The 22785-nt window shown below is 72.4% G+C and carries 14 protein-coding genes; 7 read left to right on the top strand and 7 right to left on the bottom strand.

Annotated elements, in window-relative coordinates; translation table 11 throughout:
• Positions 1-30: 30 nt before the first annotated feature.
• A complete protein-coding gene (gene hemE, locus ACIQIB_RS36935) occupies positions 31-1101 on the bottom strand; it encodes a uroporphyrinogen decarboxylase (RefSeq protein ID WP_363613487.1) in 1071 nt (356 codons plus the stop codon).
• Positions 1102-1279: 178 nt separating this feature from the next.
• Between hemE and ACIQIB_RS36930 the strand changes: the two genes are divergently transcribed.
• From ACIQIB_RS36930 to ACIQIB_RS36910, 5 genes are all read left to right on the top strand, one after another.
• Positions 1280-1942 (top strand): DUF3000 domain-containing protein, encoded by a 663-nt coding sequence (locus tag ACIQIB_RS36930; protein ID WP_363613459.1) that lies wholly within the window; start codon positions 1280-1282, stop codon positions 1940-1942.
• Between the two features lie 338 nt (positions 1943-2280).
• Positions 2281-2997, top strand: a complete 717-nt coding sequence (locus tag ACIQIB_RS36925) for a response regulator transcription factor (protein WP_363613457.1) — start codon at positions 2281-2283, stop codon at positions 2995-2997.
• A 389-nt stretch (positions 2998-3386) separates the two neighbouring features.
• A complete protein-coding gene (locus ACIQIB_RS36920) occupies positions 3387-4631 on the top strand; it encodes a ribonuclease D (protein WP_363613455.1) in 1245 nt (414 codons plus the stop codon).
• A gap of 264 nt (positions 4632-4895) precedes the next feature.
• Positions 4896-6140: an acetyl-CoA C-acyltransferase gene (locus ACIQIB_RS36915; protein ID WP_363613453.1), complete on the top strand. Its 1245-nt coding sequence runs from the start codon at positions 4896-4898 to the stop codon at positions 6138-6140.
• A 2-nt stretch (positions 6141-6142) separates the two neighbouring features.
• Positions 6143-8269, top strand: a complete 2127-nt coding sequence (locus ACIQIB_RS36910; protein ID WP_400763473.1) for a 3-hydroxyacyl-CoA dehydrogenase NAD-binding domain-containing protein — start codon at positions 6143-6145, stop codon at positions 8267-8269.
• Between the two features lie 74 nt (positions 8270-8343).
• Here the strand turns inward: ACIQIB_RS36910 and ACIQIB_RS36905 are convergent, their stop codons facing one another.
• The 3 genes from ACIQIB_RS36905 to ACIQIB_RS36895 form a co-directional block, all read right to left on the bottom strand.
• Positions 8344-9888 (bottom strand): glycosyltransferase family 39 protein, encoded by a 1545-nt coding sequence (locus tag ACIQIB_RS36905; RefSeq protein WP_363613449.1) that lies wholly within the window; start codon positions 9886-9888, stop codon positions 8344-8346.
• Between the two features lie 134 nt (positions 9889-10022).
• Positions 10023-11930, bottom strand: coding sequence for a 1-deoxy-D-xylulose-5-phosphate synthase (dxs, locus tag ACIQIB_RS36900; RefSeq protein WP_363613447.1), 1908 nt, complete (start codon positions 11928-11930; stop codon positions 10023-10025).
• Positions 11931-12145: 215 nt separating this feature from the next.
• Positions 12146-13348: an ROK family transcriptional regulator gene (locus ACIQIB_RS36895; protein ID WP_363613445.1), complete on the bottom strand. Its 1203-nt coding sequence runs from the start codon at positions 13346-13348 to the stop codon at positions 12146-12148.
• 365 nt (positions 13349-13713) lie between these two features.
• On the opposite strand from ACIQIB_RS36895, the gene ACIQIB_RS36890 reads away from it, so the two are divergent.
• Complete coding sequence (locus ACIQIB_RS36890) at positions 13714-15432, top strand: PQQ-binding-like beta-propeller repeat protein (protein ID WP_400763470.1); 1719 nt, start codon at positions 13714-13716, stop codon at positions 15430-15432.
• Between the two features lie 170 nt (positions 15433-15602).
• Entirely contained in the window at positions 15603-18185 is a 2583-nt protein-coding gene (gene pepN / locus ACIQIB_RS36885; protein WP_363613441.1) for an aminopeptidase N, read from the top strand.
• An 83-nt stretch (positions 18186-18268) separates the two neighbouring features.
• Here the strand turns inward: pepN and ACIQIB_RS36880 are convergent, their stop codons facing one another.
• From ACIQIB_RS36880 to ACIQIB_RS36870, 3 genes are all read right to left on the bottom strand, one after another.
• Positions 18269-18499 carry a hypothetical protein gene (locus ACIQIB_RS36880; RefSeq protein WP_363613439.1) on the bottom strand — a complete coding sequence of 77 codons (231 nt, stop codon included), beginning with the start codon at positions 18497-18499 and terminating at the stop codon, positions 18269-18271.
• Between the two features lie 10 nt (positions 18500-18509).
• Positions 18510-20693 (bottom strand): 4-alpha-glucanotransferase, encoded by a 2184-nt coding sequence (malQ, locus tag ACIQIB_RS36875; protein ID WP_400763485.1) that lies wholly within the window; start codon positions 20691-20693, stop codon positions 18510-18512.
• A 161-nt stretch (positions 20694-20854) separates the two neighbouring features.
• On the bottom strand, positions 20855-21679 hold the full coding sequence (locus ACIQIB_RS36870) for a DUF3710 domain-containing protein (protein WP_400763466.1): 825 nt from the start codon (positions 21677-21679) through the stop codon (positions 20855-20857).
• Between the last annotated feature and the right edge of the window lie 1106 nt (positions 21680-22785).

The following is a 22785-nucleotide window of genomic DNA, read 5'->3' as shown; positions in this document are numbered from 1 at the left end:
GGGGCCCGCCACCGTCCTGTCCTGGACCGGTCAGCGCGCGCTGGCCTCGTGCACGAAGGCGACGAGCCGGCTGAGCGCGTCCGGGTCCATGCTGGGCAGCACACCGTGGCCGAGGTTGAAGATGTGGCCGCTGCTGCCGATCGCCTGGGCGGCGTGCAGCACCTCGCGGGCCTTGGTCTCGACCGCCCTGGTGGGCGCGAACAGCACGGCCGGGTCGAGGTTGCCCTGGAGCCCCTTGCCGGGGCCGACCCGCTCGGCGGCGACGTTCAGCGGCACCCGCCAGTCCACGCCGACGACGTCCGCGCCGGCCTGGCCCATCAGGCCGAGCAGCTCACCGGTGCCGACGCCGAAGTGGATGCGCGGCACACCGTATCCGGCGACGGCGTCGAACACCTTGGTGCTGGCCGGCATCACCGAGCGGCGGTAGTCGTCGGGGGCGAGCGCGCCGACCCAGGAGTCGAAGAGCTGGACGGCAGAGGCGCCGGCCTCGATCTGCACCTTCAGGAAGACGGAGGTGATGTCGGCCAGCCGGTCCACCAGGGCGGCCCACAGCTCGGGCTGCCCGTACATCATGGCCTTGGTGTTCTCGTGGTTCCTGGACGGGCCGCCCTCGATCAGGTAGCTGGCCAGGGTGTAGGGCGCCCCGGCGAAGCCGATCAGCGGGGTGGAGCCGAGCTCGTCCACCAGCAGGCCGACGGCCTCGGTGATGTAGGGGACGTCGTCCGGCTCCAGCGGGCGCAGCCGCTTGAGGTCCTCGGCGGTGCGGATCGGGTCGGCGATCACCGGGCCGATGCCGGGCTTGATGTCCACGTCGATGCCGATGGCCTTGAGCGGGACCACGATGTCGCTGAAGAAGATCGCCGCGTCCACCTTGTGCCGGCGCACCGGCTGCAGGGTGATCTCCTTGACCAGCTCGGGCCGCATGCAGGAGTCCAGCATGGGGATGCCCTCGCGGACCTTCAGGTACTCGGGCAGCGAGCGGCCGGCCTGGCGCATGAACCACACCGGGGTGTGCGGCACCGGCTCGTGCCGGCAGGCGCGCAGGAAGGCGGAGTCGTACGCGGCGCCGCGGCGCGCGGGGGGCTGCTGACCGGTGCTGATGGCTGCCGTGGTGTCTGCCGTTGTCTCACTCACGGTTCAAATCTTCGCACGTACCCCGGGTGGCACTCCCCGCCCGGCCTCGTGGGTTCCTCCAAGATCTGGCCGGATTGCCGTCCCGGCACGCCGCACGGGCAGAAGTTGCGGCGATTACCCAGGTTTTCGACCTAGTCTTCGGGTCATGGCAGCGGTCGGCGGGCACCCCGCACAGGGTGGCGGAACAGGTGGCGGAACGGGTCGGGAGGGGGCGCCGAGCGAGTTCCGGGCCGCCGTCGAGGCACTGAGCGGGGTGCGGTTGCGCCCCGAGATCGAACTGTCCGCCGTACCCGCGCCACGCCGGCTCGCCCCCTACTCGTTCGCGCTGACCGCCTCCGTGGAGGTGGACGGCGAGGAGCTGGCCGACGGCCGGCTGGTGCTGCTGCACGACCCGGCCGGCCAGGAGGCCTGGAACGGTGACTTCCGGGTCGTGACCATGACCCGGGCCGAACTGGAGCCCGAAATGGCCGGCGACCCGATGCTCTCCGAGGTCGGCTGGGCCTGGCTGCTGGACGCGCTGCAGACGCACGGCGCCGGCTTCGTGGAGCCGTCCGGCACGGTGACCAGATGCGCCTCGCAGTACTTCGGCGCGCTGGCGGACCGGGCGTCGTCCACCGAGATCGAGATCCGCGCGTCCTGGACGCCGGCCGACGGCCGCTTCGAGCGGCACCTGGCGGCCTGGGGGGACCTGCTCTGCACCAGCGCCGGCCTGCCGCCGGCCGTACCGGCGGCGCAGCAGTCCGCCGATGCCTCGTCACTCGGTGGAGTGGTTCCGATGCCCGCCCGCCGGCGCCCGCGTTCGCACTGATTCGCGCCGGTTCGCACGAAGGAGTGGCGCCGGTCCGCATCGGACCGGCGCCCCCCGGGGCTGACGGAGTGTGGCCTTCGTTCCGCTCCACGTCAATCGACCGGTCGAAACCCACCGAAACCGGCCAATCCGCGCTGGATCTGATCGATTTTGTACGAATTCCAGGCATGTCACATCAGTCGCCTGCGCGATTTGTCCGTATTGTTACTCACTAGATCGTGATCTTTCGCTAAAGCCGGGCACGGTAGCTGCCGAAGCAGACTGTGACCCTTTCCAAACGCGGAACACTCCGACCGCCCCCATCGGGGTTCCGTCCGCCACTCCCCGCAGGAGGCCTGGTGTCGGTCCTTCTTGAGCACCCCGCAAACGTGGTCGCCTACCGGCCGACCAAGCCCACCGCCATGGTGGTCATCGCCGATCCCCGCGTCCGAAACACCGTCACCCGCCACCTGTGGGCCCTCGGCGTCCGAGACGTGATCGAAGTGTCCTCGATCGCGGAGGCCCGCCCCCGGGTCTCCACCCCACGCGACATCTGCGTCGCCGACGTGCACCTCCCGGACGGCTCCGGGCTGACCATCCTGGCCGAGACCCGCGCCGCGGGCTGGCCCAACGGCCTGGCACTCTCCGCCGCCGACGACATCGGCGCCGTCCGCAGCGCGCTGGCCGGCGGCGTCAAGGGCTACGTCGTCACCGGGACGCGCACCAACGTCGCCATGCCGGGCCGCCCGGGCCTGCCGCTCGGCGCGGGCGGCCTGGCCGGCCGGATGCGGCGCCCCGGCATGCCGGGCGTGCCGGGCTCGGCCGGTGTGCCGGGCGCCCCCGGAGCCCCCGGAGCGCCGGGCGCACAGCAGGCCGCGTACCGCGAGCTCTCCGGCCGCGAGGTGGAGGTACTGCGGCTGGTCGCGGAGGGCCAGTCCAACAAGGCGATCGGTGTGGCGATGGGCCTGTCCGCGCTCACCGTGAAGAGCCACCTCGCCCGGATCGCCCGGAAGCTCGGTACCGGCGACCGGGCCGGGATGGTCGCGGTCGCGTTGCGGACCGGAATCATTCACTGACGCCCTAGGTGGGACCGCTGCGGCGGCCCTGGAGGAACGTTTCCTCCAGGGCCGTATTTTCGCCCGCTCGCCTCTGTGTTTTCGCCCGCTCGCCTCCGGGGCGCTCTGGTCCGGTGCCGACGGTCGTCGCTCCAAGACCCCTCGTTCCTCGGGGCCTCCTCGCTCCTTCCTTTCGGCACCGGCGCGCCCCTTCGGCTCGGGGCGGGTAGGGCGGGCTGGGGCGGCGGGCGAGGCGGATAGGGGCGGGCGGAACGAGGCGAACGGGTGGGAGCGGGTTGGGATTGGTACGGCGCTTCGGCTCGGACCGGGTGGGCGGAGAGATCGTCATGGACCCGGTCTGACCAGTCCGACAACACTCCCGGTTCTGAGGACCGTCGTACCCTTGGTGGGTGACCGACGCCGTAGCAGCCATCCCAGAAGAAGCAGCCCCGGTCCCGCTCCTTGAGCCGAAGGAGGGGATCCCGCCAGTCGTGGCGGACGAGGGGGCGCTGGCCGCCACCGTCGCCGCCTTCGCCGCGGGTACCGGACCGGTCGCCGTCGATGCCGAGCGGGCCTCCGGCTACCGCTACGGACAGCGCGCGTACCTCATCCAGCTCCGCCGCGCGGGCGCCGGCTCCGCGCTGATCGACCCGATCGCCTGCCCCGACCTCAGTGGGCTGGGCGCCGCCCTCGCGGACACCGAATGGGTGGTGCACGCCGCCACCCAGGACCTGCCCTGCCTGGCCGAGGTCGGCATGAGACCCCAGAGACTGTTCGACACCGAGCTGGCCGGGCGGATCGCCGGCTTCGCCCGGGTCGGCCTCGGGCCGATGACCGAGAGCGTGCTCGGGCTGAGCCTGGCCAAGGAGCACTCGGCGGTCGACTGGTCCACCCGCCCGCTGCCCGAGCCCTGGCTGCGCTACGCCGCTCTGGACGTCGAGGTGCTGGTCGAGCTGCGTGACGCACTCGAACAGGAGCTGGACGCCCAGGGCAAGCTCGACTGGGCGCTGGAGGAGTTCGCCGCGATCGCCGCCGCGCCCCGGCCCGCGCCGCGCACCGACCCGTGGCGCCGCACCTCCCAGCTGCACAAGGTCCGCCGGCGCCGCCAGCTGGCCGTGGTGCGCGAGCTGTGGCTGACCAGGGACCGGACCGCGCAGGAGCGCGACATCTCGCCGGGCCGGGTGCTCTCGGACGCCGCGATCGTCAACGCCGCGCTGGCCATGCCGCTCAACATCGCCGCCCTCCAGGGCGTTCAGGGCTTCGGGCCGCGGGTGCACCGGCGCCAGCTGGAACAGTGGCTGGCGGCCGTACAGCGGGGCCGGGACGTCCCGGAGAACCAGCTGCCGCCCGCCGCCGCACCGCACGACGGCCCGCCGCCGCCGCGCGCCTGGGCCGAGAAGGACCCGGTGGCCGCCGCCCGGCTGTCCGGGGCGCGGGCCGCGGTGAGCGAGCTGGCCGAGCGGCACAACCTGCCGGCCGAGAACCTGATCACCCCGGACCTGGTCCGCCGGGTCTCCTGGGAACCGCCGGCCGACGCCGACGCCGAACGGGTGGCCGCCGCGCTGCGCCGGCTCGGCGCCCGGCAGTGGCAGGTGGAGCTGGTGGCACCGGCGATGGCCGCGGCCTTCGCCAAGGCGGCGGCCCAGGAGAACTGAGCGGCACCGGCACACGGAGGTACGCCGAAAGGGGATGTCGTCACGGACGGCATCCCCTTTCGGCGTACCCGGGCCGGGGGAGTCCGCAGAGGCATGTGACGGGGTGTGGCGGGGACGTGGCGCGGGACACACGGGGAGATCGGGCCGCCGGGCCTGGGCAGGTTGGTTACCGACGGGTAGCATGGCGGTGGAGCGGCGCCGCCCGGGTCTTCGACGGCGGCGGCCTGCCCACCTCAACCGTTGGTCCCTGGGAGGAGAGCCCCCGTGCCTCGTACCGCGAGGGACGTCGTCTTCGTCGATGGCGTCCGCACCCCGTTCGGCAAGGCCGGCCCGAAGGGCATCTACCACGAGACCCGCGCCGACGACCTGGTCGTCAAGTGCATCCGGGAACTCGTACGCCGTAACCCGAACCTGCCCGTCGAGCGGATCGACGAGGTCGCCGTCGCGGCCACCACGCAGATCGGCGACCAGGGGCTGACCATCGGCCGCACCGCCGCCCTGCTGTCCGGCCTGCCGAAGTCCGTCCCGGGCTACGCGATCGACCGGATGTGCGCCGGCGCGCTGACCGCCGTCACCACCACCGCCGGCGGCATCGCCTTCGGCGCGTACGACGTGGTCGTGGCCGGCGGCGTCGAGCACATGGGCCGCCACCCGATGGGCGAGGGCGTCGACCCCAACCCGCGCTTCGTCTCCGAGAAGCTGGTCGACGAGTCCGCCCTGTTCATGGGCATGACCGCGGAGAACCTGCACGACCGGTTCCCGCACCTGACCAAGGAGCGCTGCGACGCCTACGCCGTGCGCTCGCAGGAGAAGGCCGCCAAGGCGTACGCCAACGGCGACATCCAGCCCGACCTGGTGCCGATCTCGATCCGCAACACCAACCCCGAGGTCGGCGAGACCGGCTGGGGCCTGGCCACCGTGGACGAGCCGATGCGCCCGGGCACCACCCTGGAGAACCTGGCGGGCCTCAAGACCCCGTTCCGCCCGCACGGCAACGTCACCGCGGGCAACTCGGCCGGTCTGAACGACGGCGCCACCGCCTCGCTGCTGGCCGCCGAGGACGTCGCCGAGGAGCTCGGCCTCCCGGTGAGGATGCGGCTGGTCTCGTTCGCCTTCGCGGGCGTCGAGCCCGAGGTCATGGGCATCGGCCCGGTGCCGGCCACCGAGAAGGCGCTGGCCAAGGCCGGTCTGACCATCGACGACATCCAGGCCTTCGAGATCAACGAGGCCTTCGCCGTCCAGGTGCTCGCCTTCCTGGACCACTACGGCATCGCGGACGACGACGAGCGGGTCAACCCGTACGGCGGCGCGATCGCCTACGGCCACCCGCTGGCCTCCTCCGGCGTGCGCCTGATGAACCAGCTGGCCCGCCGCTTCGGACAGCGCCCGGACGTCCGCTACGGCCTCACCACGATGTGCATCGGCTTCGGCATGGGCGGCACGATCATCTGGGAGAACCCGCACTGGAGCGGAGCCACCGAGCAGGCAGAGTCCGAGGGCGGTAAGTGACCATGAGCACCACTGAGCTGCTGCAGCACGGCGCCGGGCTGTTCCCCGGCGAGGTCGTGACCGCCGCGCACGTACGCCACCTGGACCTGCCGCTGCGGGCCGGACGGCTGGCCCTGATCACCCTGGACAACGGCTTCGACCACACCAAGCCGACCACCTTCGGCCCGGGCTCGCTGCTGAAGCTGTCCGCCGCACTCGACCAGGTCGAGGCGGAGGCCGCCGAGGGGACGATCGTCGGCGTCGCCGTCACCGGCAAGCCGTTCATCTTCGCGGTCGGCGCCGACCTCAAGGGCGTCGAGCTGCTCAAGGAGCACGCGGACGCGCTGGCCATCGGCAAGGGCGGCCACGAGGTCTTCAAGCGGATCGCCGCGCTGCCCGTCCCGTCCTTCGCCTACTACAACGGCGCGGCGATGGGCGGCGGCGTCGAGGTCGGCCTGCACTGCACCTACCGCACGGTCAGCGCGGGCGTGCCGGCCTTCTCGCTGCCCGAGGTCTTCCTGGGCCTCGTCCCGGGCTGGGGCGGCTGCACCCTCCTGCCGAACCTGGTCGGTCCGGCGAAGGCCGTCAAGGTGATCATCGAGAACTCGATGAGCCAGAACAAGCAGCTCAAGGGCGCGGACGTGTTCGAGCTCGGCATCGCGGACGCGATCTTCGAGCCGGCCGACTTCCTGGAGCAGTCGCTGCTGTGGACCGCCAAGGTCCTCAACGGCGACGTCGTGGTCGAGCGCGAGGAGATCGACCGCGGCAAGGCCTGGGACGACGCCGTCGCCTGGGGCCGGCTGGTCGCCGACGCCAAGGTGCACGGTGCCGCTCCGGCCGCGTACAAGGCGCTGGACATCATCGCCCGGGTCAAGGACCAGGACCTGCAGGCGGGCTTCGACGCCGAGGACGCGGCCCTGGCCGACCTCATCATGAGCGGCGAGCTGCGCAGCGGCATCTACGCCTTCAACCTGGTGCAGCGCCGGGCCAAGCGCCCGTTCGGCGCGCCGGACAAGTCGCTGGCCCGCCCGGTCACCAAGGTCGGCGTGGTCGGCGCCGGTCTGATGGCCTCGCAGCTGGCGCTGCTGTTCGCCCGCCGGCTGGAGGTGCCGGTGGTCCTCACCGACATCGACCAGGAGCGCATCGACAAGGGCGTCGGCTACGTCCACACCGAGATCGACAAGCTGCTCGGCAAGGGGCGGATCGGCCAGGACAAGGCCAACCGCCTCAAGGGCCTGGTCACCGGCTCGCTCGACAAGGCCGCCGGCTTCGCCGACGCGGACTTCGTGATCGAGGCCGTGTTCGAGGAGATGGGCGTCAAGCAGACCGTCTTCGCCGACCTGGAGAACGTGGTCTCGCCGACCTGTGTGCTGGCGACCAACACCTCCTCGCTCTCGGTCACCGAGATGGCCTCGAAGCTGAAGCACCCCGAGCGGGTCGTCGGCTTCCACTTCTTCAACCCGGTCGCGATCCTCCCGCTGCTGGAGATCGTCCGCGGCGAGCAGACCGACGACGCCTCGCTGGCCACGGCCTTCGGCGTCTCGAAGAAGCTGAAGAAGACCGCCGTACTGGTCAAGGACGCCCCGGCGTTCGTGGTGAACCGGATCCTGACCCGCTTCATGGGCGAGATCCAGAGCATCATCGACGAGGGCACCCCGATCGCCACCGTCGAGAAGGGCGTCGAGCCGCTCGGTCTGCCGATGTCCCCGATCGTGCTGCTGGAGCTGGTCGGCCCGGCCATCGCGCTGCATGTCTCGGAGACCCTGCACGGCGCCTTCCCGGAGCGGTTCACCGTCTCCGAGAACCTCGGCCGGGTGGTCAAGGCCGGCAAGCGCGGCTTCTACACCTGGGTCGACGGCAAGCAGGTCCTCGACCCCGAGGTGCTGGAGCTGCTGACCTTCGGCGACTCCGTGCTGACCGAGGAGCAGGTCCTCGACCGCGCGCTGGAGGCCGTGACGCAGGAGATCGGCCTGATGCTGGCGGAGGGTGTCGTCGCCGAGGCGCAGGACATCGACCTCTGCATGATCACCGGTGCCGGCTGGCCCTTCCACCTGGGCGGGATCACCCCGTACCTGGACCGTTCGGGCGTCGCCGAGCGGGTGAACGGCAAGGGGTTCCTCGCCCCGGGCGTGGCCTCCGTCCCCGCGTAACGCGGCCGGACCCTCAGGAGCCCCGGTGACCGTGGAGGTCACCGGGGCTCCTGCCCGTGTGCCGGGCCCGGGGCTCAGCGCTTGAGGCGGTAGACCACGGTGTCGGCGAAGACGCCGACCATCTCGTAGTGGGTGTCCAGCAGGTTCTCGATCTTCGGCACCAGCCCGGGCTGGTACGGGGCGAGGCCGGAGTCGTCCACCACGACCTCGGGCAGGCTCTTGGCGATCTCCTGGTCGAAGGTCTGCCAGGCGTTGCTGACGCTGAACTGTTCGCCGACGTTCGGGTTGCCGTCCTTGCCGCCGCTGTAGTTCGTCAGGAAGCCCGCCGTCAGGTAGCGGGTGGCGGGCTTGCGGTCGGCCAGCCAGTACAGCTCCGGGTGCATGCCCCAGACCAGCACGGTGTCCTTCGGCGTGGTCTGCGCGGCGACGGCGGTGGCGACCTCCGTGGTCCGGTCGAGCCGCTCCCCCGGCCAGGCCAGCGCCAGGCCCCAGAACACCGTCGCGACGGCCGTGGTGTACACCAGGACCGGCCGCCAGCGGACCGCCGAGGTGGCGACCGCGCCGGTGCCCAGCAGCACCAGCGGGGGCATCAGCTGCAGGTAGTAGTGGCCGAAGAAGTGGAAGCCGACACTGACCGCGACGGCCGAGGAGAGCAGCCAGACCCAGAGGTCGGTGGTGGAACCGTGCTCCTCCCCCGCGACGGGCAGCGGGCGGTGGCGGTACTTCAGCCAGAGCCGGCGCCCGACCGGCAGCAGGAAGCCCAGGCCGGCCCCGACCAGGATCGCGGAGTTGCCCAGCGCCCGGCCGGTCATCTGGAGCCAGGCACCGCCGAAGGAGGCGTAGTCGCCGCTGCCGGTGACCACCCAGAACAGGAAGCCCTTGGGCTTGGTGAGGATCACCGCGACCAGCGCTATCGGCAGCGTGAACCCGAAACCGATCTTGAACAGGGCGGGCGGCCAGCGCACCCCGCGCCGGCGGGCGTCCTGGAACAGCATCCAGAGCACCGGCAGCATCACGGCGCCGCCGGTCTGCTTGGTCAGCGAACAGAGCGCCACCGCGATGCCCGCGGCCAGCCAGCGGCGCCGCTCGGCGTACCGGAAGGCGGCCACCATGGCGGGCAGCATGAAGACCTCGAAGGTGGCCGCCTGGGTGTCCTCCGGGGAGAGCCCGATGGAGACCAGCAGGTAGAGCAGGCCCGCCCCGGCGCCGGCCCGGTTGCCCCAGCGGCCGCGGGCGATCGAGGCCAGCAGGATCGCGGTGACCAGGTGGGCGACCACGGCCAGGGTGCGCAGCGGCCAGAGCGAGGCGGAGCCGAAGACGGTGAAGCAGGCCTGGTAGAGCCAGGGCAGCAGCGGCGGCTTGCGGTCCACGACGGTGTCGTACAGCACCCCGCCGTCGGAGAGCATCCGCGCCTGGGTGGCCAGGAAGCCCTCGTCGGGGCTCCAGACCGGCCGGACGAAGGAGGGGATGTGGGTGACGAGCGCGACCAGGGCCAGCACCGGCACCAGCCTCGTCCAGTAACCCGTACGGACGCCCGCCCAGCGGTCGGCCAGGAAGGCCGCCATGGGCAGGCGCTGGGCCGGGCCGGCGAGGCGTGGGTGGGTGGGGGTCGTCGGCACGAGTGACAACCTACCGGGCGGGATCGGCGCGGGCAGCGCCGGTCCCGCCTTTCGGTGCGATTATCAGCCTTGCCTGTGACGAACTGTTACAGAGTTGCGTCGGTCGGCCGTCCGTGGGACGGCCCGGGCCCCGGTCAGGCCTCGACGGGGGCCACGTCCAGCCGGGAGACCAGCGCGGTGACCCGGCGGGCGATGTCCGGGGCGTTGAGGCCGATCTCGGCGAGGATCTCGGCCCGCGAGGCGTGGTCCAGGAACTGCTGCGGGATGCCGAAGTCACGCACCGGCACGTCCACCTCGGCGTCGCGCAGCGCCTGCGCCACGGCCGCGCCCACACCGCCGACCCGGCCATTGTCCTCGATCGTGACGACCACCCGGTGCTCGGCCGCCAGGCCGGGCAGGGCGGCGTCCACCGGCTTGACCCAGCGCGGGTCCACCACGGTGGCGGTGATGCCCTGGGCGGCCAGCAGGTCGGCCACCTCCAGGCTGGTGGGGGCCATCGCGCCGACCGAGACGATCAGCACGTCGGCACGGCGGTCGCCGGCCGGGGCCTCGGCCGCGCGCAGCACGTCCATGCCGCCGACCCGGCCGACCGCGGCGACGGCCGGGCCGACCGTGCCCTTGGAGTAGCGGACCACGGTCGGGGCGTCCCCGACCTGGACGGCCTCGCGCAGCTGGGCGCGGAGCTGGTCGGCGTCGCGCGGGGCGGCCAGCCGCAGGCCGGGGACGACCTGCAGGATCGACATGTCCCACATGCCGTTGTGCGAGGCGCCGTCGGTGCCGGTGACGCCGGAGCGGTCCAGCACGAAGGTGACGCCCAGCTTGTGCAGGGCGACGTCCATCAGGACCTGGTCGAAGGCCCGGTTGAGGAAGGTCGCGTAGACCGCGAAGACCGGGTGCAGGCCGTTGGTGGCCATACCCGCGGCACTGGTGACGGCGTGCTGCTCGGCGATGCCGACGTCGAAGATGCGCTCCGGGAAGGCCTTGGCGAACGGCGCCAGGCCCACCGGGTGGAGCATCGCCGCGGTGATGCCGACGATGTCCTCGCGCTCGTGGCCGAGCGCGACCATCTCCTCGCCGAAGACCGACGTCCAGTCCTTGCCGGAGCTCTTGATCGGCAGACCGGTCTCCGGGTGGATCACGCCGACCGCGTGGAAGCGGTCCTCGTCGTTGTTCTCGGCGGCGTGGTAGCCGCGCCCCTTCTCGGTGAGGCAGTGCACGATCACCGGGCCGCCGAAACCGCGCGCCTTGGTCAGCGCGGACTCCAGGGCGGTGAGGTCGTGGCCGTCGATCGGGCCGATGTACTTGAGGCCGAGGTCCTCGAACATACCCTGCGGGGCGATGAAGTCCTTCAGGCCCTTCTTGGCGCCGTGCAGGGTCTCGAACAGCTGCTGGCCGACCACGGGGGTGCGCTGCAGCGCGTCCTTGCCCCAGGAGAGGAAGCGCTCGTAGCCCTGGGTGGTGCGCAGCGTGGCGAGGTGGTTGGCCATGCCGCCGATGGTCGGCGAGTAGGAGCGCTCGTTGTCGTTGACGACGATGACGAGCGGGCGGTCCTTGGCGTCGGCGATGTTGTTGAGCGCCTCCCAGGCCATCCCGCCGGTGAGCGCGCCGTCGCCGATGACGGCGACGACCGGGCGGTCCTGGTGCCCCTGGATCTGGTTGGCCTTGGCGAGACCGTCGGCGTACGAGAGCACGGTGGAGGCGTGCGAGTTCTCGATCACGTCGTGCTCGGACTCGGCGCGGGAGGGGTAGCCGGAGAGGCCGTCCTTCATCCGCAGCCGGGAGAAGTCCTGGCGGCCGGTGAGCAGCTTGTGGACGTAGCTCTGGTGGCCGGTGTCGAAGAGGATGCGGTCGCGCGGGGAGTCGAAGACCCGGTGCAGCGCGATGGTCAGCTCCACCACGCCGAGGTTGGGCCCGAGGTGGCCGCCCGTCTTGGAGACCTCCGTCACCAGGAAGGTCCGGATCTCCTGGGCCAGTGCGGCCAGCTGTCCGGGCGTGAGCCGGTCGAGATCGCGCGGTCCCCGAATGCGGGTCAGCAGGGCCACCCGTTCCTCCTCGTTCAAAGTTGCGGACCGCGGGGGTCCGACGGGCGTCGCTGCCCGGTGTGCCGGCGCGCTCCGACGGTCTCGGTCGGTGCCGACCGGTCGAGTCTAATGTCCGCCTCCCGGACACCGAGCGGCGCGCCCGGTGCCACCGGCCGGTTACCGCCGGCCGCCGGGGTGCGGCCCGCACCCGGATCCGGCCGGGGGCCGCGCCCCGCTCAGGGCCGGGCGACGGACGCCGGGACCGGGCGGCCGACGGCGCCCGACTCGTCCATCTCGCTCATCACCAGGGCGAGCGCGCCGAGCACCTCGGCCCGGCCGCCCAGGGTGCCGGGGACCACCGAGAGCTGACGGGCGGCGCTGGGGATGGCGTACCGGGCCACCGAGTCCCGGATCGGGCCGAGCACCAGCTCACCGGCCTCGGCGAGGTCTCCGCCGAGGATGACCCGGCGGGGGTTGAGCAGGTTGCAGAGGGTGGCGACGCCGCTGCCGATCTGCCGGCCGGCGTCGGCGATCACCCGGCGGCAGCCGAGGTCGCCGTGGTGGGCCAGCTCGACCACCCGGGGCAGGGTGAGCCCGGTGCCGAGGGTGGGGGTGAGCAGGCCGAGCAGGTAGCGGGAGCCGACGAAGGTCTCCAGGCAGCCCCGGTTGCCGCAGCGGCAGACCGGGCCGGCCTCGTCCAGGGTGATGTGCCCGATCTCACCGGCGGTGCCGCCCGGGCCGCGGTAGAGCTGGCCGTTGACGACCAGACCGGCGCCGACGCCGCTGGCCACCTTGATGTAGGCGAGGTCGCTCACCCCGCGGCCGGCGCCCCAGACCAGCTCGCCGAGCGCGCCGAGGTTGGCGTCGTTGTCCACGTGCACCGGCATGCCGAGCCGCTCGGCCAGCTCCCGGCCGGGGGCGATGCCGGTCCAGCCGGGCAGGATCGCGGTGGAGCCGAGGGCGCCGGTCTCCACGTCGATCGGGCCGGGCACGCCGAGGCCGACGCCGATCACCTTGTCGGGGCGGAAACCGGCCTGCTGGAGCAGCCGCTCGACCAGCGCCTCGGCGCGGTCGAAGCCCTGCTCGGCGGAGACGTCGACGTCGATCGGCGCGCTCTCCTCGGCGAGCACCCGGTGCGCCAGGTTGCCGACGGCGACCCGGAGATGGGTGTGGCCGAAATCGATGCCCACCACGATCCCCGCGTCGCCGCTGAGCGAGACGCTGCGGGCGCGGCGGCCGCCGGAGGAGGTGTCGGCGACCACGACGGTGCCGCCCTCCTTCAGCTCCCGGACGATGTTGGACACGGTGGCCGCCGAGAGGCCGGTGCCGCGGGCGATCTCCGCCTGGGTCAGCGAGCCGGCCATCCGCACCGCCCGCAGCACCCGGTCCAGGTTCGCCCGGTGCAGCGAGGACTGCGAGCCCGGTGTGTCCGTCGACATGATCGACCCTCCCAACGGCGAGGGAACCCCTCCGCCGGGCGTCCCCTTCAACTCCTGAAGCCTACGGCGCGGAGCGGCCCGGGGGTGCGGTCCGGGGCGGGACCGGACGGCGGCGGCCGGTGCGGTCCGGGGCCGTCGCGCAGGGGTCCGGGGGCTCCTGAGGAGGGCCCGGGAAAGCCCACCCGTACGATGGTGCCCAATCTCACCCGCCCCACCGGCCCCGGATGTGAACCGGCCGGGGGGCGCTTCCAGACATGACGGGGCAGCAGATGGCAGGGGATCACCCGATACCGGGGACAGGCGATTCGTCCGGCGGCGGTGCGCAGGGCAACCGGGGCGTCTCACTCGGGCGCACGCCCGGCGGCGTGGACCCGGCCGCCGTGGCGGACCAGAGGACACATGTCGACGGGGCGCCGGTCCCGGGCCGGGTCGCACCGGCCGCGCCCGGCACACCACCGCCGCCCGGGCCGCCGCCGGCTCCGGGCAGCGAGTACGCCTACGCGCCCACCGCGGCCGCGTTCCCCGCGCAGAGCGCGCCGCCGCCCCCGCCGGGCGCACCGGTCGGCCCGTACGACCCGGCTCCGCCGTACCAGGCGCCCGTCGCCGGCCAGCCGTACGGCTACCCCGCCCCGCAGCAGGCCAACGGCTACGGGTACCCGCAGCAGGCCGGGTACGGCTACCAGGGCGTGCCGGTGCCGCCCGCGCCGAAGCAGCGCAACCCGGTGATGCTCTGGGGCGGGATCATCGGCGGCGTGCTGGCGATCGCCATCGTGGCCGGCCTGGTCGTGCTCCTCACCGACGACCCCAAGCACGACCCCGTGGCGAGCACCGGGGGCACCGTCACCGGCGGCAGCGTCACCGGCGGGACCACCGACGACCCGACCACCTCGAACTCCCCGAGCGCCAGCGCCAGTGGCGGCACCGGCGGCGGCAAGGCGGGCGCCTACAACCTCGCCTGGAACGCCGCCAAGCCCGCCAACGCCGGCAGCGGCTCCCAGGTCCTCGGGGCCTGGGGCACCGACAAGGTCCTCGTCCGCGCGGACACCACCGGCATCCGGGCCGTCAACGCCTCCGACGGCAAGGAGGCGTGGACCATCGCGCCGCCGGCCGGCGCGAAGGAGTTCTGCACCGTCTCGCACGGGGTGAACTCCAAGCACGTGGTCGCGGTGTCGCTCAACACCGGTGACAGCGACTGCTCCACGGTCGGCACGGTGGACCTCACCAGCGGCAAGCTGCTCTGGTCGACCAAGGTGACCACCGACCGGCTCTCCGGGCCGACCCTGAGCATCACCGACAAGACCGTCGTGATCGCCGGCACCGCCATCGGCGCGGTCAGCATCACCGACGGCTCGCCGGTCTGGCAGTACCAGCCGCGCGAGAAGAACTGTTCCGTCTACAGCAGGGCGGCCGGCAACCAGATCGCGATCAGCGACCGCTGCTACCAGGGCTCCAACACCACGGCGCAGCTCCAGATCGTGGACGCGGAGACCGGCAAGGCCACCAGCGGCGCGCTCCCGCTGGACGACCTGGAACACGTCGACAAGGCCCTCTCGTCCTCGCCCCTGGTGCTGCTGATCACCAACAACACCAGCGGCGACTACGTGCTGCCGTTCGACAAGAGCAACAAGCCGATGGCCAAGCTGCCGGTCAAGGAAGCCGGTTCGGACAGCCTGCGGCTCTCCGGCGAGCACGAGGCGTTCACCCAGAACGTGATCAGCGGCACCACGCTGTACGCGCAGGTCAACGGCACCAAGCCGGCCATCAACGCGTACGACCTGACCACCGGCAAGCGGCTCTGGTCCTCCACCGGCGGCACCAACCAGGGCATCCGGCTGGTCTCCGGCACCGACAAGGACGGCCGGATCCGCGCGGTGCTGGACATGGGCTACAACAAGGACGCCAAGCTGGTCACGCTCGCGCCCACCGACGGCTCGGTGAGCGAACTCGGCGACCTCGCGGCGCCGAAGGGCACCTACACCGTCTCCAGCAGCACGGAGTACGTGATCCAGCCGGACGGCTCGCTCGTCGGCTTCGCCCGCAGCGGCGGCTCGGACGCGCCGGTCTTCAAGTACGCCAAGAAGTGAGGCACCGCCACCCCGGGAAATGCGGTCGGCGCGAGATGCGCTGACCCCCCGTCGCGGGCGGGGCGGGACGGGCCGAACGGCCTGCTCCGCCCCGCCCGCGATTATTCGCCGGCCCCGCGCGTTGGGCATGGGAGGATGCGAAGCATCAGCCTGACGAAGGAGTCCTGCGAGTGCCCGGCACCAACCTGACCCGTGAGGAGGCCCGCACCCGGGCCGACCTCCTGCACGTGGACGCGTACGACATCGAGCTCGACCTGAGCTCGGCCCGCGAAGGAGGCACCTTCCGGTCCACCACCGTGGTCCGGTTCACCGCGAGCACCCCCGGCGCGGCCACCTTCATCGACCTGGTGGCACCGAGCGTCGAGGAGATCACGCTCAACGGCGAGCGGATCGACACCGCGAACTTCGCCGACAGCCGGATCGCGCTGCCCGGCCTCGCCGCCGAGAACGAGCTGCGGGTGGTCGCCGACTGCGCCTACACCAACACCGGTGAGGGCCTGCACCGGTTCGTCGACCCGGTCGACGGCGAGACCTACCTGTACACCCAGTTCGAGGTGCCGGACGCCCGCCGCGTCTTCGCCTCCTTCGAACAGCCCGACCTCAAGGCCGCGTTCACCTTCCGGGTGACCGCCCCCCGGGGCTGGGTCGTGGTCTCCAACTCCCCCACCCCGGTCCCGACCGGCGAGGGCGACACCCAGGTCTGGACGTTCGAGCCGACCGGCCGGATCTCCACCTACATCACCGCGCTCGTCGCCGGCCCGTACGTCGGTGTCTTCGACAGCTACGAGAACGGCGACCAGAAGGTGCCGCTGGGCGTCTACTGCCGGCCCTCGCTGCGCGAGTTCCTGGACGCCGAGGCGATCTTCGCGGTCACCAAGCAGGGCTTCGACTACTTCCAGGAGAAGTTCGACTACCCGTACCCGTTCGCCAAGTACGACCAGCTCTTCGTCCCGGAGTTCAACGCCGGCGCGATGGAGAACGCGGGCGCCGTCACCCTGCGCGACCAGTACGTGTTCCGTTCCAAGGTGACCGACGCCGCGTACGAGCAGCGGGCCGCGACGATCCTGCACGAGCTGGCCCACATGTGGTTCGGCGACCTCGTCACCATGGAGTGGTGGAACGACCTCTGGCTGAACGAGTCGTTCGCGACCTTCGCCGAGGCCGTCTGCCAGGCCGAGGCCCCCGGCTCCAAGTGGCCGCACTCCTGGACCACCTTCGCCAACCAGATGAAGACCTGGGCGTACCGGCAGGACCAGCTGCCGTCCACCCACCCGATCATGGCCGAGATCAACGATCTCGAAGACGTCATGGTCAACTTCGACGGCATCACCTACGCCAAGGGCGCCTCGGTGCTCAAGCAGCTGGTGGCGTACGTCGGCCAGGACGCCTTCTTCCAGGGCGTGCAGGCGTACTTCAAGCGGCACGCCTGGGGCAACACCCGCCTGAGCGACCTGCTCGGCGCGCTGGAGGAGACCAGCGGGCGCGACCTCAAGGCCTGGTCCAAGGCCTGGCTGGAGACCGCCGGGATCAACGTGCTGCGCCCGGAGCTCACCCTCGACGGCGACGGCGCGATCGAGACCTTCACCGTCCTTCAGGAGGCCCCCGCGCTGCCGGCCGGCGCCCGCGGCGAGGCCGTGCTGCGCCCGCACCGGATCGCCATCGGCCTCTACGAGCCGGCCGACGGCGCGCTGGTGCGCACCGACCGGATCGAGCTGGACGTCGACGGCCCGCGCACCGACGTCCCGGAGCTGGTCGGCCGCCACCGCCCGGCCGTCATCCTGCTCAACGACGACGACCTCTCCTACGCCAAGGTCCGCCTCGACGAGGACTCGCTGGCCGTCGTCACCGAGCACCTCGGCGGTTTCGCCGACTCGCTGCCGCGCGCCCTGTGCTGGGCCTCCGCCTGGGACATGACCCGCGACGGCGAGCTGGCCGCCCGCGACTACCTCGCGCTGGCGCTCTCCGGCCTGGAGCGGGAGTCCGACATCGGCGTCGTCCAGTCGGTGCACCGTCAGGTCAAGCTGGCCCTCGACGCCTACGCCGACCCGGCCTGGCGCGAGCAGGGTCTGGCCCGCTGGGCCGAGGCCGCCGAGGAGCGGCTGCGCGCCGCCGAGCCCGGCAGCGACCACCAGCTGGCCTGGGCCCGCACGCTGGCCGGCGTCGCCCGCACCGACGGGCAGCTCGGTCTGCTCGCCGGGCTGCTGGACGGCTCGGTCGAGCTGAAGGGCCTGGCCGTGGACACCGAGCTGCGCTGGACGCTGCTCGCCCGGCTGGCCGCCACCGGCCGCGCCGACGACGCGGCGGTCGAGGCCGAGCTGGCCCGCGACAACACCGCGGCCGGCCAGGAGCACGCCGCCAGCTGCCGGGCCGCCCGGCCGACCGCCGAGGCCAAGGCCGCGGCCTGGGCCTCCGTGGTGGAGTCGGACACGCTCACCAACTACGTCCAGGACGCGGTGATCGCCGGCTTCCAGCAGGCCGACCAGCGCGAGCTGCTCGCCCCCTACACCGCGAAGTACTTCGCGGCCGTCAAGGGCGTCTGGGAGACCCGCAGCCACGAGATCTCGCAGCAGATCGTCGTCGGCCTGTACCCGGCGCTCCAGGTCGAGCAGGCCACCCTGGACGCCACCGACGCGTGGCTGGCCTCGGCCGAGCCGGCCCCGGCGCTGCGCCGGCAGGTCGTCGAGGCGCGGGCCGGTGTGGAGCGCGCGCTGAAGGCCCAGGCGGCCGACCGGGCGGCGGGCGCCCGGAGCTGATCCCGCGGGAACGCCCGAAGGGGCGCCGGACCTGGTCCGGCGCCCCTTCGGGGTCTGTACGGGTCCTGTGGCGGGCCCTCGGGCTACTTCTTCTTGGCCTTGCCGCCGTACGGCAGGCCGGCCAGGGCGGCGATGATCACGAAGGCCGCGATCGGGGCCAGCACGTACAGGCCGAGGGTCTGGGCGACGCTCAGGCCGCTACCCGGGTCGTCGCCGTCGTCCCGGGTGAGGGCCATGGCGGGCGACGACAGCAGCATCATCAGCGTGACCGTTGCGGAGACCGCGCCGGCTCGCAAAGCGTTCCTCTTGTCCACGTCGCCCAACTTACCCGTCGTTTACGCGGGCGCGCTCGGCGGGGTCGGCCTTTCGGACCGGGTCGACGGGGGCTGGGTAGGCGGGGGCTGGGGTACCGGTGCCGCCCGGCGGGGACGGCTGCGGCTGCGGCCCGGCGCGCAGGAGATCGGGCAGGGCCCGGGCGGCCGGTACCGCGGCCAGGGCGTCCAGCGTCACCGGGTGGCCCTCGGCATCGGCGACCGGCAACCGCCAGTTGGGGTACTGGTCCCAGGTGCCGGGCAGGTTCTGCGGGCGCGGATCGCCCACCAGGTCCGGCAGCCAGACGCCGACCAGCCCGGCCGGGGTGGCCGCCAGGAAGCGGTACAGCGCCTGCGCGGAGAGCGGCTCGCCCTCGGCCAGCAGGCCCAGCCGGAGCAGTTCCGCCCGCCAGTCGGCCAGCTCCGCCGCCGCCTCGGCCTGCTCCTCGCCGAGCGCGCGGGCCAGCAGGCCGAGCCGGTGCCGCAGTTCGACGTGCTCGCCGGAGAGCCGGGCAGCGGTGCTCGGCAGGTCGTGGGTGGTCAGGGTGGCCAGGCTGCCCGGCCGCCAGCGTTCGGGGGGCAGGATCTCCCCCTTGGCCTGCCAGTCCCGCTCGAACCAGAGGACGGACGTGCCGAGGATGCCTCGCGCCGCCAGCTCCTCCCGCACCCCCGGCTCCACCGTGCCCAGATCCTCGCCGATCACGGCGGTACCGGCCCGGTGCGCCTCCAGGGCGAGCACCCCGAGCATCGCCTCGGCGTCGTAGCGGACGTAGGCGCCCTCGGTCGGCGCGTGCCCGGCCGGCACCCACCAGAGCCGGAACAGGCCCATGACGTGGTCGACCCGGATCGCCCCGGCGTGCCGGGCGGCGGCGCGCAGCAGCTCGGCGTACGGGGCGTAGCCGGCCGCGGCGAGCGCGTCCGGGCGCCAGGGCGGCAGGCCCCAGTCCTGGCCGTGGGCGTTGAACGCGTCCGGCGGTGCGCCGACCGAGATGCCGCCGGCCAGCACGTCCTGGAGCACCCAGGCGTCGGCGCCGTCCGGGTGCGCGCCGACCGCCAGGTCGTGGATCAGGCCGACGGGCATCCCGGCGGTCTCGGCGGCCCGCTGGGCGTGGGCGAGCTGCTGGCCCACCTGCCAGGCGAGCCAGCGGTGGAACTCGGCCCGGTCCGCCAGCTCCTCGGCGGCGCGGGCGGTCTGCGGGCCGTCCGGGTGGCGCAGGTCCTTCGGCCAGCCGTGCCAGTCGGCGCCGTGCACCTCGGCGAGGGCGTTCCAGAGCGCGTGGCGTCGCAGCCACTCGCCCTCACGGGCCTGGTACGCCTGGAAGGCCGCCTCCCGTCCCACGCCGCGCGGCACCTGGTACAGCAGTTGCAGGGCCTCGCGCTTCAGCGCCCAGACGGCGTCCCGGTCGATCAGCCCGTCGTGGCTCAGCACCTCGGCCCGCAGCCGCGCCGCGCGCCGGCCCAGCTCCTCCGCCTCGGCGCGCTGCTCGCCCGTCAGATAGCCGTACTCGGGCACCGCCTCGATCCGCAGGTGCACCGGGTCGGCGAAGCGGCGGGAGGAGGGGCGGTACGGGGAGGGGTCGGAGGGGACGGCGGGCAGGGCGGCGTGCAGCGGGTTGATCTGCACGAAGCCCGCGCCGAGGCCGCCCGCCCACTGGGCGAGCTCGGCGAGGTCCCCGAGGTCGCCCATGCCCCAGGAGCGGTCGGAGAGCACGGAGTACAGCTGGGCGAGGAAGCCCCAGCCGCGGCCGGGGAGCTGGGGCAGCCGCTCCGGTGCGACGATCAGCGGCGCCCGGCCGCTGCGCTCCGGGGTCTCCGCCGTGAGGGTGTGCCGCCCGAGCGGCAGGTCGGCGGGCAGCCAGTGCGAGTGCCCGCGCGGCAGCTCCCAGCGGCCGCCGTCCTCCAGTTCGACGGTCAGCCGCGCGTCGGCCGGCACGTCCAGCGCGGTGCGCCGGCCAGCCCGGACCACCACGCACGGCGGCAGCAACCGGGCCGCCAGCGCCGCCCGGTGACGCTCCAGCGCCTCCCGGGCGGCCTCCGGCGTCCCCGCCTCCACCCCGAGCGCGGCCAGCACCGCCACCAGCGTCCGCGCCCCCACCGGCACGGCCCCGCTCCCCGGGTTGTACCTCGTGTCCACCCCGTACGCGTGCGCCAGCGCCACCAGTTCGGCCGGAGGCGCCGGCGCGTCCTGCGCCGGCACCTCAAGGCTGTCGGCTCCGTTACGGTCGAGATAAGCGGCCACTCGCGGCTCCTGCGATGTCTCGGCAACGCCCTGTCAGGACAGCCACAGTCCTACCCGCGTGACGGGCCGGTGACCCGGCGCGACACACGGCGAGCGGATCCGCCCGATGTGGTGGTGCGTCACTTCGGCATACGTAGCAGGATCGGACTGTCCGACGAAGGCTGGAGCGAGCCGAACCCGGCAGGCGAGAGCAGGGGATCGGGAACCTTACGGAACGAGGGGTCGACAACCACGCGCTCGACGTAGGAGTAGGCCCACTCGTCCTGGCTCGCAGGGTCGGCACCCTCGCCGGTCACAATGCCCCTCAGCAGCCAGCCCGGCCCTTCGAATCCGAGCACACGGACGGTCTGCGGCCCCCTGACACCGGGCGACTGTTCCACCGGGATTTCGCACCTGAGTTCCACACCGGCGCGCCCGGCCCACTCACGCGCCTCGCCTCCGAGGCCACGGACGTTCTGCGCGAATTTCTCACGGGCCCTGGCCCACGCACCCTCCTGGGTCACATGGAAGGCCTGGAGCTGCACCCCCGTGGACCCCCGGAGGACAACAGCCTCCAGCAGGTCCGAGGACCCTCTGCCCTCGTTCACCTGGATCTTGAGGCCCGGATCGCGGGGGATCCTGAGGCCACCGAGGTCGACGAGATCGGTACCCTGCCAGCCCGCCTCGCTCGCGTCCCAGGGTCCGATCTCCACACCCCGCTCGACCAGCCTGAACGGATCATCGGCCCGAAGAAATCCATCCGCGATTTCTTCCGCCCCACCGAGGAGGAAGTCAATATCCTCCCCATGAATACTCTCCTCACCCAACAGAACGACCAGGATGGCCAGAATGTTCCGCAAAGAGAAAAGTTCACTCCGTCGCCCCTTCCTGACAGCTGAGAGATCTCCACAAAGCGCCTCCACCATTGTTTCGACCTCACCTTCGGAAAGTCCATGCTCGGCCATCAGCCGAGCATCGAAGGGGAAGCACTCGCCGCCTTCTCGCCGTAGCTGCAGGAGCGCCTTGGCAGCGAACAACAGCACCAGCGCCGGCGTCAGCCGGTCAGGTCAATCCTGCCAGCCGGCCTTGGCCAACACATCCGAGGAGAGTGAACCACTCCGCTGGAACTCCTCGAGGATCTGCCGCGCAGAGTTACGGACGTCGCCCATTTCGCCACCCCTTGATCAGCTTCGATGCCCGATAGGCGATAATACCGGCCGCAATAGCCGCATCTGCGATTCCGGCGGAGACGCCGCCATGGTCACGGACCTTAGCTGGCGGGCACCTCGTCGGTCGGGCAGCCTCGCCGGACCAGGGTTCTCCAGGGGTCGCCAAGGCTCACCGGGTGACGCTTGCGCTCGGCCTTGGCGGTCCCCGGGGGTTCCTGGTACGCCTTCGGGGACCGGCCGGCGAGGGACACGACTCGCGACCATTCACCACGACGGTGCCGCACCGGTACTCGGCCCCCTGGCCCCTCCGAGGGAGGGCAAGGGTTGAGGCAGAGCTCTGCGGACTGCGCTGCTCTCGCTGGTGTTGCGCGCCCGGACCGGCGGGGTGCCGCTGAGCGGGGCGGAGACAGGAGCGGGCGGCGGCCCCGCCGGGCCGGAGCGCGCGCGGGCCGCCTCGATCAAGTAAAGAAACTCTAAACAGTTCTCCAGGGCGCTGCACCCGCCGCCTGATGCGGCACCGGCCAGCTGTCAGCTACGGGGACGTTGCAGACGATGCCTGAACTGTTCCAGGGCTGCTGCCAGGTACTCGCCTGGGCGAGGATTCCTGAGTCCTTGGCCGTTGTGGAGGGTCGGTAGGTTCAGGCTGTGTCGTGTGATCGCCCGATCCCCGCCGCCACACCTCCGCAGCCCTCAGAGCCCGGGGATTCCGGCTGAGGGCTGCCACGACCCGCCTCCCGGTGAAGCCCCCCGTCCGTTGACGTTGCCGTCAACTACTGCCGTCACCCCACGCAGAGGCCCCGCCAGGAGTCCTTGGGTTCAAGGGGTCGTCGCAACACCACTTGGTTTTAGGTGGTGAGTAGATCACGTAGACGCTCGGCTGGGGTATTCCAGCCGAGCGTCTT

This window comes from Kitasatospora sp. NPDC092286 (assembly GCF_044755565.1).
Taxonomy (GTDB): Bacteria; Actinomycetota; Actinomycetes; order Streptomycetales; family Streptomycetaceae; genus Kitasatospora.
This window is presented reverse-complemented; position numbering and strand designations above follow the sequence as displayed.